Origin of the sequence: Amycolatopsis sp. NPDC058278 (assembly GCF_042881395.1) — a bacterium.
GTDB lineage: Bacteria > Actinomycetota > Actinomycetes > Mycobacteriales > Pseudonocardiaceae > Amycolatopsis.
On record NZ_JBHVXZ010000046.1, the window covers coordinates 60,339 to 73,900 of the forward strand.

General features: G+C 70.6%; 14 protein-coding genes and 1 pseudogene. 7 read left to right on the plus strand and 8 right to left on the minus strand.

Going from position 1 to position 13,562, the window contains the following annotated elements; all coding sequences use genetic code 11:
• Positions 1-32 precede the first annotated feature (32 nt).
• Together ACFVYA_RS24205 and ACFVYA_RS24210 are read left to right on the plus strand one after the other, a co-directional pair.
• A complete protein-coding gene (locus ACFVYA_RS24205; protein WP_387048101.1) occupies positions 33-1,010 on the plus strand; it encodes an aldo/keto reductase in 978 nt (325 codons plus the stop codon).
• Between the two features lie 18 nt (positions 1,011-1,028).
• The gene (locus ACFVYA_RS24210; protein ID WP_285987754.1) at positions 1,029-1,667 is read left to right on the plus strand and encodes a nitroreductase family protein; all 639 of its coding nucleotides are present in this window, start codon (positions 1,029-1,031) and stop codon (positions 1,665-1,667) included.
• Positions 1,668-1,717: 50 nt separating this feature from the next.
• Here the strand turns inward: ACFVYA_RS24210 and ACFVYA_RS24215 are convergent, their stop codons facing one another.
• From ACFVYA_RS24215 to ACFVYA_RS24225, 3 genes are all read right to left on the minus strand, one after another.
• Positions 1,718-2,458 carry a 3D domain-containing protein gene (locus ACFVYA_RS24215; RefSeq protein ID WP_387048103.1) on the minus strand — a complete coding sequence of 247 codons (741 nt, stop codon included), beginning with the start codon at positions 2,456-2,458 and terminating at the stop codon, positions 1,718-1,720.
• Between the two features lie 122 nt (positions 2,459-2,580).
• The gene (locus tag ACFVYA_RS24220; RefSeq protein ID WP_387048104.1) at positions 2,581-3,219 is read right to left on the minus strand and encodes an alpha/beta fold hydrolase; all 639 of its coding nucleotides are present in this window, start codon (positions 3,217-3,219) and stop codon (positions 2,581-2,583) included.
• Positions 3,220-3,229: 10 nt separating this feature from the next.
• Positions 3,230-3,901 (minus strand): HNH endonuclease family protein, encoded by a 672-nt coding sequence (locus ACFVYA_RS24225; protein ID WP_387048105.1) that lies wholly within the window; start codon positions 3,899-3,901, stop codon positions 3,230-3,232.
• Between the two features lie 178 nt (positions 3,902-4,079).
• On the opposite strand from ACFVYA_RS24225, the gene ACFVYA_RS24230 reads away from it, so the two are divergent.
• Positions 4,080-5,123 (plus strand): tetratricopeptide repeat protein, encoded by a 1,044-nt coding sequence (locus ACFVYA_RS24230; RefSeq protein ID WP_387048107.1) that lies wholly within the window; start codon positions 4,080-4,082, stop codon positions 5,121-5,123.
• Between the two features lie 58 nt (positions 5,124-5,181).
• Positions 5,182-5,650: pseudogene (locus tag ACFVYA_RS24235) on the plus strand (hydrogenase maturation protease).
• Here the strand turns inward: ACFVYA_RS24235 and ACFVYA_RS24240 are convergent.
• Positions 5,628-6,533 (minus strand): LysR family transcriptional regulator, encoded by a 906-nt coding sequence (locus ACFVYA_RS24240; RefSeq protein WP_387048108.1) that lies wholly within the window; start codon positions 6,531-6,533, stop codon positions 5,628-5,630. The pseudogene ACFVYA_RS24235 and the gene ACFVYA_RS24240 sit on opposite strands and share 23 nt — an antisense overlap.
• 86 nt (positions 6,534-6,619) lie before the next feature.
• Here ACFVYA_RS24240 and ACFVYA_RS24245 point away from each other — a divergent pair, with 86 nt between their 5' ends.
• Both ACFVYA_RS24245 and ACFVYA_RS24250 read left to right on the plus strand, forming a co-directional pair.
• A complete protein-coding gene (locus ACFVYA_RS24245) occupies positions 6,620-7,921 on the plus strand; it encodes an aspartate aminotransferase family protein (protein ID WP_387048110.1) in 1,302 nt (433 codons plus the stop codon).
• The gene (locus ACFVYA_RS24250; RefSeq protein WP_387048111.1) at positions 7,918-8,454 is read left to right on the plus strand and encodes an AAA family ATPase; all 537 of its coding nucleotides are present in this window, start codon (positions 7,918-7,920) and stop codon (positions 8,452-8,454) included. The genes ACFVYA_RS24245 and ACFVYA_RS24250 overlap by 4 nt, the downstream gene beginning before the upstream one ends.
• A 61-nt stretch (positions 8,455-8,515) precedes the next feature.
• Here the strand turns inward: ACFVYA_RS24250 and ACFVYA_RS24255 are convergent, their stop codons facing one another.
• The 4 genes from ACFVYA_RS24255 to ACFVYA_RS24270 all read right to left on the minus strand — a co-directional run bounded on the left by ACFVYA_RS24255 (position 8,516) and on the right by ACFVYA_RS24270 (position 13,141).
• Entirely contained in the window at positions 8,516-9,865 is a 1,350-nt protein-coding gene (locus tag ACFVYA_RS24255; protein ID WP_387048113.1) for a cellulose binding domain-containing protein, read from the minus strand.
• Positions 9,862-11,484, minus strand: a complete 1,623-nt coding sequence (locus ACFVYA_RS24260; protein ID WP_387048115.1) for a glycosyl hydrolase family 18 protein — start codon at positions 11,482-11,484, stop codon at positions 9,862-9,864. The genes ACFVYA_RS24255 and ACFVYA_RS24260 overlap by 4 nt, the downstream gene beginning before the upstream one ends.
• A 217-nt stretch (positions 11,485-11,701) precedes the next feature.
• Positions 11,702-12,694: an ArsR/SmtB family transcription factor gene (locus ACFVYA_RS24265; protein ID WP_387048116.1), complete on the minus strand. Its 993-nt coding sequence runs from the start codon at positions 12,692-12,694 to the stop codon at positions 11,702-11,704.
• Positions 12,695-12,793: 99 nt separating this feature from the next.
• Positions 12,794-13,141, minus strand: a complete 348-nt coding sequence (locus ACFVYA_RS24270) for a hypothetical protein (RefSeq protein WP_387048118.1) — start codon at positions 13,139-13,141, stop codon at positions 12,794-12,796.
• Positions 13,142-13,186: 45 nt separating this feature from the next.
• On the opposite strand from ACFVYA_RS24270, the gene ACFVYA_RS24275 reads away from it, so the two are divergent.
• Positions 13,187-13,375, plus strand: coding sequence for a hypothetical protein (locus ACFVYA_RS24275; protein WP_387048120.1), 189 nt, complete (start codon positions 13,187-13,189; stop codon positions 13,373-13,375).
• Positions 13,376-13,562 lie beyond the last annotated feature (187 nt).

Genomic DNA, 13,562 nt, shown 5'->3' on the forward strand with positions numbered 1-13,562 from the left:
CATAGGCGCCGGTCGTGTGCTTGGATCGCGACATGGAGAACCGGAAGATCGCCCGTCTGGGCCGCGAGGTGTCCGTCGTCGGGCTCGGCTGCTGGCAGCTCGGGGCGGACTGGGGCGAGGTCGACGAGAACGACGCGCTGGGCGTGCTGCACGCGGCGGCCGACAACGGTGTCACCTTCTTCGACACCGCCGACGTCTACGGCGACGGCCGCAGCGAGCGGCTGGTCGGCCGGTTCCTCGCCGAGCGCGGGGACGTCTTCGTGGCGACCAAGATGGGCCGCCGGGTCGAGCAGGTACCCGAGAACTACGTGGCCGCGAACTTCCGCGAGTGGAACGACCGGTCGCGCCGCAACCTCGGCGTGGACACGCTCGACCTGGTCCAGCTGCACTGCCCGCCGACACCGGTGTACTCCTCCGACGCGGTGTACGACGCGCTCGACGCCATGGTCGCCGAAGGCCGGATCAAGGCGTACGGCGTGAGCGTCGAGACGTGCGAAGAGGCGCTGACGGCGCTGGCGCGGCCGAACGTCGCCTCGGTGCAGATCATCCTCAACTGCCTGCGGCTCAAGCCGCTGGAGCGGGTGCTGCCCGCGGCGGCCGAGGCGGGCGCCGGGATCATCGCGCGGGTGCCGCTGGCCTCCGGCCTGCTGTCCGGGCGCTACACCGCGCAGACGACCTTCGCCGAGAACGACCACCGCAACTACAACCGCCACGGTGACGCGTTCGACGTCGGCGAGACGTTCTCCGGCGTGCCGTACGAGGTCGGGCTGGAGGCCGTCGAACGGCTGCGCGGGCTCGTGCCGTCCGGCCAGACGCTCGCCCAGTTCGCGCTGCGCTGGATCATCGACCAGCCGGGCGTCAGCACGGTGATCCCGGGCGCCCGCAACGCCGGGCAGGCGCAGGCGAACACCGCGGCGGCCGCACTACCGCCGCTGTCCGCCGAGGCGGCCGCCGGCGTCCGCGAAACCTACGACGAGCTCATCCGGCCGCTGGTGCACGACCGCTGGTAGGCCCGGCATGATGGGCCGATGATGACGCCCGAAGAGCTCCTGACCACCACCAGGACCGTCCGCAAGCGGCTCGACTTCGAGCGCCCGGTGCCGCTCGACCTGGTCAAGCACTGCGTTCAGGTCGCACTCCAGGCGCCGAGCGGCTCGAACACGCAGCGGTGGCAGTGGCTGGTCGTCACCGACGCGGGCCAGCGGGCCGCGCTCGGGGCGATCTACCGCCGGGCGTGCCACGAGTACCTCGAGTCCCCGGCCGCCGCCGGCAAGCTGTTCGCGGACGACCCGGCACGGGCCCAGGTGCAGCAGCGCGTCGGCGACAGCGTCGCGTACCTGGCCGACCGGATGGGTGACGTCCCGGTGCTGGTGGTCCCCTGCCTGGAGACGCCGTCCTCGGAACTGCCCGCCGGCAACCAGGCGGGGCTGTGGGCGTCGCTGCTGCCGGCGGCGTGGAGCTACATGCTGGCGGCCCGCTCGGTGACCCTGGGCACGGCGTGGACGACGCTGCACCTGAAGTACGAGCAGGAGGCGGCGGAGGTGCTGGAACTGCCGAAGAACGTGCACCAGGCCGCGTTGATCCCGACCGCGTTCTACACGGGCGAGACGTTCAAGCCGGCGGCGCGGCAGCCGCTCGAGGAGGTCCTGCACCTCGACCGCTGGTGACCACCAGCGAAAGCCCGTGCCATCCGGGGCTCTGCCCCGCGCGGGTTGGCTTACCGGACGGTGAGGGTGAGCCGCTGGATGCCCCAGGCGTCGGCCTGGGCGCCGGGCAGCCAGACGTCGACGATGTCGTCTTTGATCCAGCTGCCGATGTCGGCCGCGTAGCACTCGCCGTAGCCGGGCACGGAGAACCGCGTGCCCCACGGGACGAGCCGGGCGTCGACGGCGCAGAAGCCCGGCCCGGCCTGGTAGCCGAGCGCGGTCTGGGCGACGTCGTTGTACGCCGTGACGCGGTAGTTCAGCGTGGTGCCGGCGGGGAGGCGGTAGGCCGCGAGCCGGTTCGCGGCGTCGAGGCGGTAGGCGGTCGAGATCTGGCCGAGCGAGCCCGGGGAGTTGTCCTCCGCCGTCATCGCGTACAGCTGGTAGTTCGCGTTCTGGCAGGGGCTCGCGTCGGTCACCGTGAGCGTCGGCTGACCCCAGTCGCTGATCCACTGCAGGGCTTGACCGTTGCGGAAAGCCCGGTAGGCCTTCGCGCCGGCGACCCTGGCGAACGTGAAACCGACCTTGCCGTCGGTCCCCAGTCCCCCGCTGACCGAACCGGGCGCGGGCAGGCGGTTGCCGACGTCGGCCGCGCCGACGAGCGTGCCGGGGCCGTGCCCGCCGGTGACCGGGCGGTCGGGGATCGGGCCGGTGTAGAAGTGCTGGCACGCGGGCAGCGTCGCGGCCGAGGCGGTGGGGGCGACGAGGAGGCTGCCGACGAGGGCCGCCAGCGCGAGGACGGGGGCGAAGCGCATGAAACCTCCGTGGTGGGGACCGGGTGGAGGTGACGCACAGCGGGTTCGCCGCTGGTCAAGACCGTAAATGGCCTGGACCACACAGTCAATAGGTCTAGACCTTTAACCGCCGATCGGCCCAGTCAGAGGTAGCTCACCAGCCGGTCGGCCAGCGCGCCCGGGTGGCTGAGCGGCACGCAGTGCGGGCCGTCGAGCTCGTCCGGCTCGATCCCGAGGCGTTCGCGCGCCACCCGCCGCTGGAAGTCCGGGACGAAGAACCGGTCTTCGCTGGCCAGGAGCACGCGAGTCGGAACCTCCGGATGGGCCGGCAGCGGCCACGGCTCGTCCCACTCCTTGCTGACCTGCTCGCGCCCGTGCGCCTGGCACGCCTCGGCGAGCTCCGCCGGGACACCGTTGAAGAACTGCTCGGTCTCGGTCAGGCCCTTCGGCGACGCGAAGCCCGTGTTGCCCCACCACTGTCCCGGCTGCTCCCCCGGCGCCGGGATCATCCCGGCCAGGTACACCAGCAACCGCGCCCGGGCCTTCGCCGCGACAAGCGGCGCGGTGAACCCGCCGTACGAATGACCGACGACGGCAACGTCCGTGCGGTCGCCCAGCGCGGCCAGCACCGTCTCGGTGAACTCGGCCAGCCCGGCCGTGGAGTCGGTGATCGGCAGGTCGGGGGCGACCGCGTCGTGCCCGCGAGCCTCGAGCTCCGGGATGAGCAGGTGGAAGTCCCAGCCGCTGCCGCCGCCTCCGTGGATCAGCGCGAAAGTCGTCACACGCGCCAGCTCAGCAGCGGCGCAACATGTCGGTCAAGGCGGTTTTCTCGGCCTGCGTGATGGTGAGCCCGTAGTAGTGCTTCACGACGATCCAGTCGGTCGCGTAGGTGCACCAGAACGCCACCAGCGGCGGCTTCCACTGGTCGGGCGCCTTGTCGCTCTTCTGCTGGTTGACGTTGTCGGTGACGGCGAACAGCTGCGGCCGGATCAAGTCGTTGGCGAACTGCTCGCGCTTCTCGGTCGTCCACGACTTCGCGCCGCTCGCCCACGCCTGCCCGAGCGGGACCATGTGGTCGATGTCGAGGTCGGTGGCCTTCGTCCAGGTCTCTTCGTCGTAGACGCTGGTCCACGTCCCGGACGTCGGCTTGCAGTCCTTGTCGGTCTGGACGTCCTTGCCGTCGCGCTTGAGGACGACTTCGCGGGTGTCGCAGCCGGACCCCTGGCTGTCCCAGTGGGGGAACTTCTCGCGCGAATAGCCGTCCATGGACGTCCGCGCGGCGATGGTCAGCTCGTCGAGCTGCTTCTGCGCGTCGGCCGCGCTGACCGGCACCGGCGCACCCGACGTCGGCGGAGCCGCGCCCGCGCCTCTCGTCGCCCAGTACCCGAAGAGGGCGACGGCCAGGACCGCGACTACCAGCAGGGTTCGCTGCGTCACGCTCAGGCGAAAGCTCCGGGCCGCCACGATTTTCTCCTCTCACCTGCGCGGTCGCGCGGCGTAGTGTCACCTCTGCCGACGTGGGACAACCGCGCCGACACGATGACCTGGCGCGAATGTGACGTCGCCCACCCACGGCGGAGCTGTCACACGGAGCCGATCTTCTGCGACTACCGGAACAGGACCCATCCGGAGGGAGCAGCCGATGCCCGGCCGGCTCAAGAAGTTCGACGAGTTCTTCCAGCGCAAAGCCGCGGAAGGCGGCAACGTCGTCGCCATGGCCCGGATGGGCGCGGCGATGCGCGAGCGCGGAGAGCTGCCCGAGGCCGAGTCGTGGTACCGCAGGGCCGCCATGGGCGGTGACCGCGTCTCGATGACGGCGCTGGCCCACCTCCTCGCCGAACGCGGCGCGCAGGAGGAGGCCGACCGCTGGTACCACGAGGCCGCCCTGGCCGGCGAGCCGCACGGGATGCAGCACCTCGCCAAGTCCTGCGAGCGGCGCGGCAAGCGCGACGACGCCCGGCACTGGTACGGCGAGGCGGCGCGGACCGGCGACCTGCCTTCGATGGCCGCGCTGGGGCGTCTGCTGCGCGAAGACGGGAAGGGCGAAGAGGCGGAGTCGTGGCTGCGCCAGGCCGCCGAAGCGGGCTTCACCGGCGCGATGATCGACCTGGGCGTCGTGCTGCGCGACCGCGGCCAGGCCGCCGAGGCGGCCCGCTGGTGGCGGTCCGCCGTGCAGGCGGGCGACCTGGCGGCCACTTGCCAGCTCGGCAGGCAGGCCGAACGGCTCGGCCGGCCGGGCGACGCCGAATCGTGGTATCGCCGGGGCGCGAGCGGCGGCCACGTCGAGGCGATCACCCGCCTCGGGCTGCTGCTGCACCGCCGCGGCGACGTCGAAGAGGCCGAGACCTGGTACCTCGACGCCGCCGAGCGCGGCGACCCGGCGGCGATGACCAACCTCGGCGTGCTGGCCCGCAACCGCGGCGACGAGGGCGAAGCCGCCGCCTGGTACCGCAAGGCCGCCGAGCACGGCAGCATCCCGGCGCTCACCAACCTCGGCCACCTCGCCGAGCACCGCGAGGACCTGGCGGTCGCCGAGCAGTGGTTCCGCCGCGCCGCCGAGGTCGGGGACGTCCAGGGCATGCTCAGCCTGGCGCGCATGCTGCGGGCACGGGGTGCCGCCCACGAGGCCGAACTGTGGCTTGCTCGGGCCGAAACGGTGCAGGATGAGCGGGAGCATCAGCACTGACTATTGTGTGATCCAATTCACAGTTCTAGCCTGAGGGCGCACCCCCGGAGGTTGCGCAATGAGGCCACGTGTCCTGGTCGCGAGTATCGGCAACGTCTTCCTGCACGACGACGGCTTCGGTGTCGAAGTGATCAGGGAGCTGGACCGGGCGGGCCTGCCCCCGTGGGTGCAGATCGCCGACTACGACATCGCCACGGTCCACCTGGCGTACGACCTGACCGGCGGCTACGACACGACGATCCTGCTCGACGCGACCCCGCACGGCGGCCCACCGGGCACGCTGTCCCTCACCTCGGCGACCGACGCGCACGACCTGCCCGGCGACGCGGTCGTCCGCCTCCTCCGCCTCCTGGGCGGCGACGCGGGCCGAGTCCTGGTGCTGGGCTGCGAACCGGCGTGCGTCGACGGCGGGATCGGGCTGTCCCCCCGCGGTCGGGGCCGCGGTTCCGGCCGCGGTGCGCGTGGTCACCGAACTGGCGTGGGGCGCGAGCCCGGAACTGCCGGTCAGGGAGAAGACCGAAGTGTGACCCACTCCGGCAGGTCCGGCGGCTGCCTCAGCGCGTCCAGCACCACGTTCACTCCCGCGCGCAACGGCGTCCCCCGGCGGACGACCGCCGCGATCGTGCGGGTCACCGGGGTCGCCAGCTCGCGCGTGGAGACGCGGTACCGGCGGTCGACCGCCAGCCCGGGCAGCAGCGCGATCGACAAGCCGGCTTCGACGTGCTGCAGCGTCATCAGGTAGTTGCTGAAGCGGCACACCACCCGTGGCTCGAAGCCCGATTCGCGGCACAGGCGCAGCGTCAGGTTCGCCATGTACGACTGCGGCATGTCCAGCGCCCACGGCGCGTCCGCGTACGCCGAGAGGACCGCCGGACCGCGGGGTCCCTCCGGCGGCGTCACCAGCACGATCGGGTCCGTGGCCAGCGGGACGATGTCGAGGTCGGGGCCGAGCGGGAGCTCGACGAAGTCGGTCGTGGTGATGATGACGTCGGCGTCGCCGCCGCGCAGGGCCGGGATGCTCTCGTGCGGCTCCAGCTCCAGCAGCTGGACCTCGAGGTGCGGGTGGGCCAGCCGGGTCACCGCCGGGACGGCCAGGGTGTGGATCGCGCTCTGGAACGCCCCGAGCCGGACCAGGCCGGCCGGCTCCTCGCCGAGGCTGCGCAGCTCCGCCTCGACCGTGTCCATGTGGTCGAGGATCACCCGCGCCCGCCGGGCCAGCATCAACCCGGCCGGCGTGAGCCGGACCCGGCGGCCGGTGCGTTCCAGCAGCTGGGTGCGGGTTTCGGCTTCGAGCACGGCCAGCTGCTGCGACACGCTCGACGCGCTCAGGTTGGCGTCCTGCGCCACCGCGCGGACCGTGCCCAGGGTGTCGAGGCGGCTCAGCAGCCGCAGGCGCCACGGGTTCAGCATTCCGCCATTGTTGTTCGGCAAAACCGAACAAGAAAGCCGGAATTGTGAGATGGACGTGTCGCTCGACGCGGACTTACCGTCACCCCATGGCTGAATCCTTCTGGGCCGACGTCGACCGGCACCTCGTGCGTTACGGCGGCGCCTTCACCCGCGAGATCATCGACCACGCCGAAGGCAGTTTCCTCTTCACCGAGGACGGCCGCCGGATCCTCGACTTCACGTCCGGCCAGATGAGCGCGATCCTCGGGCACGCGCACCCGGAGATCGTCGAGACCGTCCGGCGGCAGGTGGGGAAGCTCGACCACCTGTTCAGCGGCATGCTGAGCCGCCCGGTCGTCGACCTGGCCCGGCGGCTCGCCGAGACGCTGCCGGCGCCGCTGGAAAAGGCGCTGCTGCTGACCACGGGCGCCGAGTCGAACGAGGCGGCCGTCCGGATGGCCAAGCTCGTCACCGGCAAGCACGAGATCGTCTCGTTCGCCCGCTCCTGGCACGGGATGACGCAGGCGGCGGCGAGCGCGACGTACAGCGCGGGCCGTCGCGGTTACGGGCCGGCCGCGCCGGGCAACTTCGCCATCCCGGCGCCGAACGCGTACCGCCCGGACTTCACCGACGCGTCCGGTTCGCTCGATTGGCGTCGCCAGCTGGACTTCGGGTTCGAGCTGATCGACGCGCAGTCGGTCGGCAGCCTGGCCGCGTGCCTGGTCGAGCCGATCCTGAGTTCGGGCGGCATCATCGAGCCGCCGCCGGGCTACTTCGCCGCGCTGGCCGAGAAGTGCCGTGAGCGCGGGATGCTGCTGATCCTCGACGAAGCCCAGACGGGGTTGTGCCGCACGGGGAACTGGTACGCGTTCGAGCGCGACGGCATCGTCCCCGACATCCTGACGCTGTCGAAGACGCTCGGCGCCGGCCTGCCGCTGGCCGCGGTGCTGACGAGCGCCGCCATCGAGCAGGAGGCGCACGACCGCGGGTTCCTGTTCTTCACAACGCACGTGTCGGACCCGCTCCCGGCGGCGGTCGGCAACACGGTGCTGGACGTCCTGACCCGCGACCGCCTCGACGAGCGGGCGCGTTCGCTGGGCTCGTCGCTGCGCCGGGGTCTGGAGGAGATCGCCGCCGGCCACGAGGTGGTCGGCGACATCCGTGGCCGCGGCCTGCTGGCCGGGCTGGAACTGGTGGTGGACCGCGAGACCAAGCGGAGTTCGGACGAGCTGGGCGCGCGGGTCACGCAGCGGTGTCTCGAACTGGGGCTGCACATGAACATCGTGCAGCTGCCGGGAATGGGCGGGGTGTTCCGGATCGCGCCGCCGCTGACGGCGTCCGAAGAGGAGATTTCGCTGGGTCTGTCTATTTTGGACCAGGCGATCGGCGACGCGGTGAAGCTGCTTTGAGCGACCCGGCGGTCGTGCTCGTCACGGGCATCCAGGCGGCCGGGAAGTCGACGATCGCGCAGCTGCTCGCCGAGCGGCTGCCGCGGTCGGTGCACATCCGCGGGGACGTCTTCCGCCGCATGGTGGTCGGCGGCCGTGCGGAGATGACGCCTTCGCCATCGCCGGAAGCGCTGCGCCAGCTGCGGCTGCGACACCGGCTGACGGCGGTCGCGTGCGACGAGTACGCCGGAGAAGGCTTCACGGTGGTGGCTCAAGACGTGATCCTCGGCGAGCACCTCGCGCAGATCGTCGACCTCATCACCCACCGGCCGCTGCTCGTGGTGGTCCTGGCACCGCGGCCGGAGGCGGTGGCCGAGCGGGAGCGAGCCCGCTCGAAAAACGCGTACGACGAGTGGACGATCACGCTGCTGGACAAAAGGCTGCGTGAGGAAACGCCGAGGTGGGGGCTGTGGCTCGACACCTCGGAGCAGACACCCGGCGAAACGGTGGCCGAGATCCTCGACCGGGCCTGGACCGAAGCCCGCGTTCCGTGAAAACCACGAAGGCCTCCTTGCCGGCCCGGGGAGCCGGCAAGGAGGCCGTTTCACGACAGCGTCAGAAGCCCGCTGTCACCTTCGTGAAGTCCCAGTCGTTCTGGGCGATGCCGCTGCAGGTCGACTGCACGCCGCCGCCTGGGCAGCCGCGGTCGCGGTTGACCGACCAGAACGCCAGGCGGGCGATCTTGTTCGACTTGGCCCAGTTGGTGATCTGGGTCCACGTCGACAGATCGGTCAGCTCCTGCTGGTCGGACAGGCCGTTCATGCCCGAGATGCCGAGGTGGGCGTACGCCGTGGCGTCGGACCAGCCGAACGTCGACTTCAGCTTGTCCCGCAAGCCGTTCGCCGCGCTGACCGTGCTGTTGTACATGTTCGCGCCGCCGCCGAAGTCGAACGGCATGATCGTGAACACGTCCACGTTCGCGCCCAGGGCCTTCGACTGGTCGATGAGCCGGTTCCCGTAGTAGTTCGGGCCGGTCGTCGACGTGCCGAACGTCAGGATCGTCTGGATCCCCGGGTTGTTCTGCTTGACGATCTTCAGCGCGCCCAGGATGCGGTCCTGCACGGCCTCGTTCTCGAACTCGTCGGAGTTCTCGATGTCGATGTCGATCGCCTTCAGCCCGTAGGCGTTGATCACCTGCTGGTACGCCCCGGCCAGCGCGGCCGGCGTCGAGCAGTTCGGGCCGAGCTTGTTGCCGCTCCAGCCGCCGAACGACGGGACGACCTGGCCGCCCGCTGCCTTGATCTGCGAAATGGCGGTGGCGTCGGCGCTACCGGAGAGCGGACGGCTGCTGTCCCACGCCGGGTTGCAGCCACCACTGGCGTTGATGAACGCCATGGTGAACCACTTGATCCCGGTCGCGTTCATCACCGTCTGCGGGTTCGGCGGGCTGCCCCAGCCCAGGTACAGGTACGGCGCGCCGCGGCCACCCGGCGGAGGCGGTGTCGTGGTGGTCGGCGGGGTCGTCGTCGTAGGAGGCGTCGTGGTCGTGGGGGGTGTGCCCCCGGCCGCACACGACCCACCGTTGAGCTTGCAGTTCGACGGCGCGACGTACGAACCGGAGTACGCCACGTTGAAGCCGAAGCTGGCACTACCGCCGTTGGCGACGTTGCCGTTCCACGTGTTCTTCACCGTGACGTGCTGGCCGGACGCCGTGTAGCTGCCGTCCCACAGCGACGAGATCTTCGCGCCCGAAGGCAGGTCGAACTCGACGGTCCAGGTGGCGAGCGTCGAGCCCGAGCCGTTGGCGATCGTGTACTTGCCCTCGTACCCGGTGCCCCAGTCGGAGCCCTTCGAGAAGGTCGCGGACACGCCGCCCGCCGCGTTCGCCGGGGCGATCACGAACATCGCGCCGATCGTGGCGGCCGCGGCCGCCAGCCCGAGTGCGGGCAACCACCGGCGCCTCATGACAGGCCGTTCTTCATCGCGGTGATGAGCTCGCCGCCCGTGGTGTCACCGGTCAGCTCCCAGAAGAAGGCGCCGCCGAGACCCTGCTGCTTGGCGTAGGACATCTTCCCGTTGATGGTCGCGGGGGTGTCGTAGCTCCACCAGTTGCTGCCGCACTTCGCGTACGCGGTGCCCGCGAAGGTGCCGGTCGACGGGCAGGTGTTCTTGAGGACCTTGTAGTCCTCGATGCCCTGCTCGTACGTGCCCGGCGCGGGACCGGTCGCGGTGCCGCCCGGGGCGTCCTGCGTGACGCCGGTCCAGCCGCGGCCGTAGAACCCGATGCCCAGCAGCAGCTTGCCCGCCGGGACGCCCTTGCTCTTCAGCTTCTGGATCGCCGCGTCGGAGTAGAAGCCCGGCGTGGGGATGCCGCTGAAGTTGGTCAACGGCGAGTGCGGGGCCGTCGGACCCTGCGCCGCCCAGGCGCCGAAGTAGTCGTAGGTCATCACGTTGTACCAGTCGACGTACTGCGCGGCGCCGCCGTAGTCGGCGACGTCGAGCTTCCCGCCGTTGCTGCCGTCGGCGGTGATCGCCGAGGTGATGAGGAACGACGAGCCGAACTTTGCCCGCAGCGCGCCCATCAGGTTCTTGTAGGCCGCGGCCCCGCTGGTGTCACAGGAAAGGCCGCAGGAGTTGGGGTACTCCCAGTCGATGTCGATGCCGTCCCAGATGTCCGCCCAGCGCGGGTCCTTGAGCAGGTTGTAGCAGGACTGCGCGAACGCGGCCGCGTTCTGCGACGCCTGGCCGAAGCCGCCCGAGTAGGTCCAGCCGCCGAACGACCAGATCACCTTGAGGCCCGGGTGCAGCTTCTTGAGCTTGCGCAGCTGGTTGAAGTTGCCGGCCACCGGCTGGTCCCAGGTGTCGGCGACGCCGTCGACGCTGCCCGCGGCGTCGTAGGTCTTCTGGTAGTCGGCGTACGGGTCGTCGTTCGCCGTGCACTGGCCGTTCTTGACGTTGCCGAACGCGTAGTTGATGTGCGTCAGCTTGCTCGCCGAGCCCGACGTCTCGATGTTCTTGACGTGGTAGTTGCGCCCGTAGACGCCCCACTGCACGAAGTAGCCGACGTTCTTCAGGCCGCCCGGCGGGGGCGGCGTGGTCGTCGTCGGCGGAGTGGTCGGCGTCGTCGGGGTGGTGGTCGGCTGCGTCGGCGTCGTCGGCGTGGTGGTCGGGGTGCCGCCGCCGGCGTCGCAGGAGCCGCCGTTCAGCTTGCAGTTCGCCGGGGCCGAGTAGGTGCCGGAGTAGCTGACGTTGAAGCCGAAGCTGGCACTGCCGCCGTTGCCGACGTTGCCGTTCCAGGTGTTCTTGACGGTGACGTGCTGACCGGACGCGGTGTAGCTGCCGTCCCACAGCGACCCGATCTTCGCGCCGGACGGCAGGTCGAACTCGACCGTCCAGCTCGGCAGCGTCGAGCCGGAGCCGTTGTTGATCGTGTACTTGCCCTCGTACCCGGTGCCCCAGTCGGAGCCCTTGCTGAAGGTGGCGCCGACGCCACCGGCGGCGCTCGCCGGCACGGTGACGAGGCCGACCGCGATCGCGCCGACCGCGGTGAAGAGACCGAGGAGGTGCCATCTCTTTCTGGACATCGCTCTCCTTTGAGCCAGGTGCAGGACGGCGGACACCGACACCGCCGGCGGGGACCAAGGCGGTGTTTTGCGCCGTTTGCGCAAACGTTACGTGGTCCAGACCAATTAGGGAAGCGTCACCACGGAGCGTTGCCAGTGGTCAAGACCAATGCTGCACGCGGGGACCGTACTGGTCCAGACCGGTTACCCAGCGCACACGAACGGCTGCGGGGCCGGGTCAGCCGCCGCCCGGGCCGAGCACCGCGAGCCCCAGCGGCGTGATGAGGTGGGTGGCCAGGTTTTCGTGCCGGTCGGTGGTGATGAGTCCCGCCTCGCGCAGGACGTTCGTGTGGTGGCTGACGGTCGCCGGAGCGACGCCGGCCTGTCTCGCCAGCCGGGTGGTGGTGCAGCCGGTGACGGCCGACCGCAGGATCGTGGCCCGGGTGGCGCCGAGCAGCGCGCTCACGTGGTCGCCGCCGCGCCGGCCGGCCAGCAGCCGGGCCCCGGCGTGGAGCGGGACCACCAGGACCGGGGGCAACCGGGGATCCGCCAGCGCCACCGGGTGGTGCACACCGAAGTAGCTGGGGATCAGCACCAGGCCACGGCCCGCCAGGAACAGGTCGCGGTCGATCGGGTAGTCGACGGTGAGCACCGGTGGCCCCCAGCGGGTGGCGGGGCCGAGCCACCCCAGCAGTCCTTCGGGCCCGGCGTGCAGGTAGCGCTGGACTCCGGCGGCACACCCGATGCGCAGGGCCTGCTCGATCACGTCCAGGTGCGGCTCGACCAGGCACCGGAAGTACACGCGCAGCGCCCGCTCGAGGTGCCGCAACGCGGCCGCCTTCCCGTCAGCCAGCTCCTCGAGCCAAGTCTTCGCCGCCCCGCCGGCCGGCCGCAGCCGCCGGATCTCGGCCCGCAAGCGACGCCGCGGCGTCGCCAGGACCAGTTCGGCACCGGTCCCGATGTCGGGCACCGCGGCGGACGGCGTCAGGAAGTCCGGGAAGTACGAGGCGTGCGGCGCCACCGTCACCAGGGAATGCACGGCCGCCCGCAGGCAGCCGTCCTCGCCGACCCGTTCGCGCACGCGCCGCCGCCACGAACCGAAGGACAACCCGCCGGCGGCGTACTGCAGAGCCTGAACGCTGCCGACGACCTCCCACATCAGGTCGGCTTCCAGTTTCAGCCGCGTCCGCGCGAGATCGGCGTCGGTGAAGTGGATGCGCAAGTGCGGCACGTCGTCCCCCCGGACTCTGGAAGCACACTTCCCGCGGACAAGTGCCGCGAGGGGGGCGTCCAAGTACGTGCGTCAGCCGGTGGGAGCAATCGCCGGCGGTCAGGTCGCCTTCCCACCGCCCGGCGATCGGCTCGCCTTCCACCGGGCCCACAGCACGTCGCCGAAGTTCTGCCACTTCTCGAACCGCTCGTCCGGGCCCGCCGGGGCCACGGGGTCGAGCGTGCCGACCCTGGCCGCCGGTCCGGCGGCCCGCGGTGGGACGGCGGCCTGGCGCTGGAGTTCGTCCCGGAACTCCGCCCAGATCTTCTTGGCCTCCGCCTTCATGTCGTTCTCCACGTTGTCGAGGAGCCTGAACACCAAGTAGAGACAGTTGCTGGACGAGAAGTCCTGCGCGAAGGCCTGCTGCAGGTCGAGCCAGCCGACATTGCCGCCGAACATGGTGTCCATGGCCCGGTTCAGGCCGCTCCCCAGCCACGTGGCGGAGACCGACGCGTGAACCAGGCCCTGCACATGGCCATAACCACCCGCATGATCCACGACCCCAGGACACGCGAATACGTCGAACACCGACGCGCGGACGGGCGCACCACCAAAGAGATCCGCCGCTGCCTCAAGCGCTACCTCGCCCGGCAGATCTACCGCCACCTCAACGCCGCCACTGATACACCGATCCGGGGTTGACGAGACATAGGAGAGTCCACCGACCCCACTCATCCGTCGGAGAAAAGCCGCCCATCACCCGGCTTACCAACCTCCCCGGACAGAACAACTAGTACTCCAGCCGCACTTCGTGACACTCAGGGTGTAGCGTATCGATCTTGTGCTGAGTGATGATGACCTGGCTGCCTGGGTGTCCGGGTTGGATGAC

What these genes read in the sequence shown, in the direction of transcription:
- ACFVYA_RS24205 (WP_387048101.1), top strand. Translation starts at nt 33, where the DNA reads ATGGAGAACCGGAAGATCGCCCGTCTGGGCCGCGAGGTGTCCGTCGTC.
- ACFVYA_RS24210 (WP_285987754.1), top strand. Translation starts at nt 1,029, where the DNA reads ATGATGACGCCCGAAGAGCTCCTGACCACCACCAGGACCGTCCGCAAG.
- ACFVYA_RS24215 (WP_387048103.1), bottom strand. Translation starts at nt 2,458, where the DNA reads ATGCGCTTCGCCCCCGTCCTCGCGCTGGCGGCCCTCGTCGGCAGCCTC.
- ACFVYA_RS24230 (WP_387048107.1), top strand. Translation starts at nt 4,080, where the DNA reads ATGCCCGGCCGGCTCAAGAAGTTCGACGAGTTCTTCCAGCGCAAAGCC.
- ACFVYA_RS24240 (WP_387048108.1), bottom strand. Translation starts at nt 6,533, where the DNA reads ATGCTGAACCCGTGGCGCCTGCGGCTGCTGAGCCGCCTCGACACCCTG.
- ACFVYA_RS24245 (WP_387048110.1), top strand. Translation starts at nt 6,620, where the DNA reads ATGGCTGAATCCTTCTGGGCCGACGTCGACCGGCACCTCGTGCGTTAC.
- ACFVYA_RS24255 (WP_387048113.1), bottom strand. Translation starts at nt 9,865, where the DNA reads ATGAGGCGCCGGTGGTTGCCCGCACTCGGGCTGGCGGCCGCGGCCGCC.
- ACFVYA_RS24260 (WP_387048115.1), bottom strand. Translation starts at nt 11,484, where the DNA reads ATGTCCAGAAAGAGATGGCACCTCCTCGGTCTCTTCACCGCGGTCGGC.
- ACFVYA_RS24270 (WP_387048118.1), bottom strand. Translation starts at nt 13,141, where the DNA reads ATGGACACCATGTTCGGCGGCAATGTCGGCTGGCTCGACCTGCAGCAG.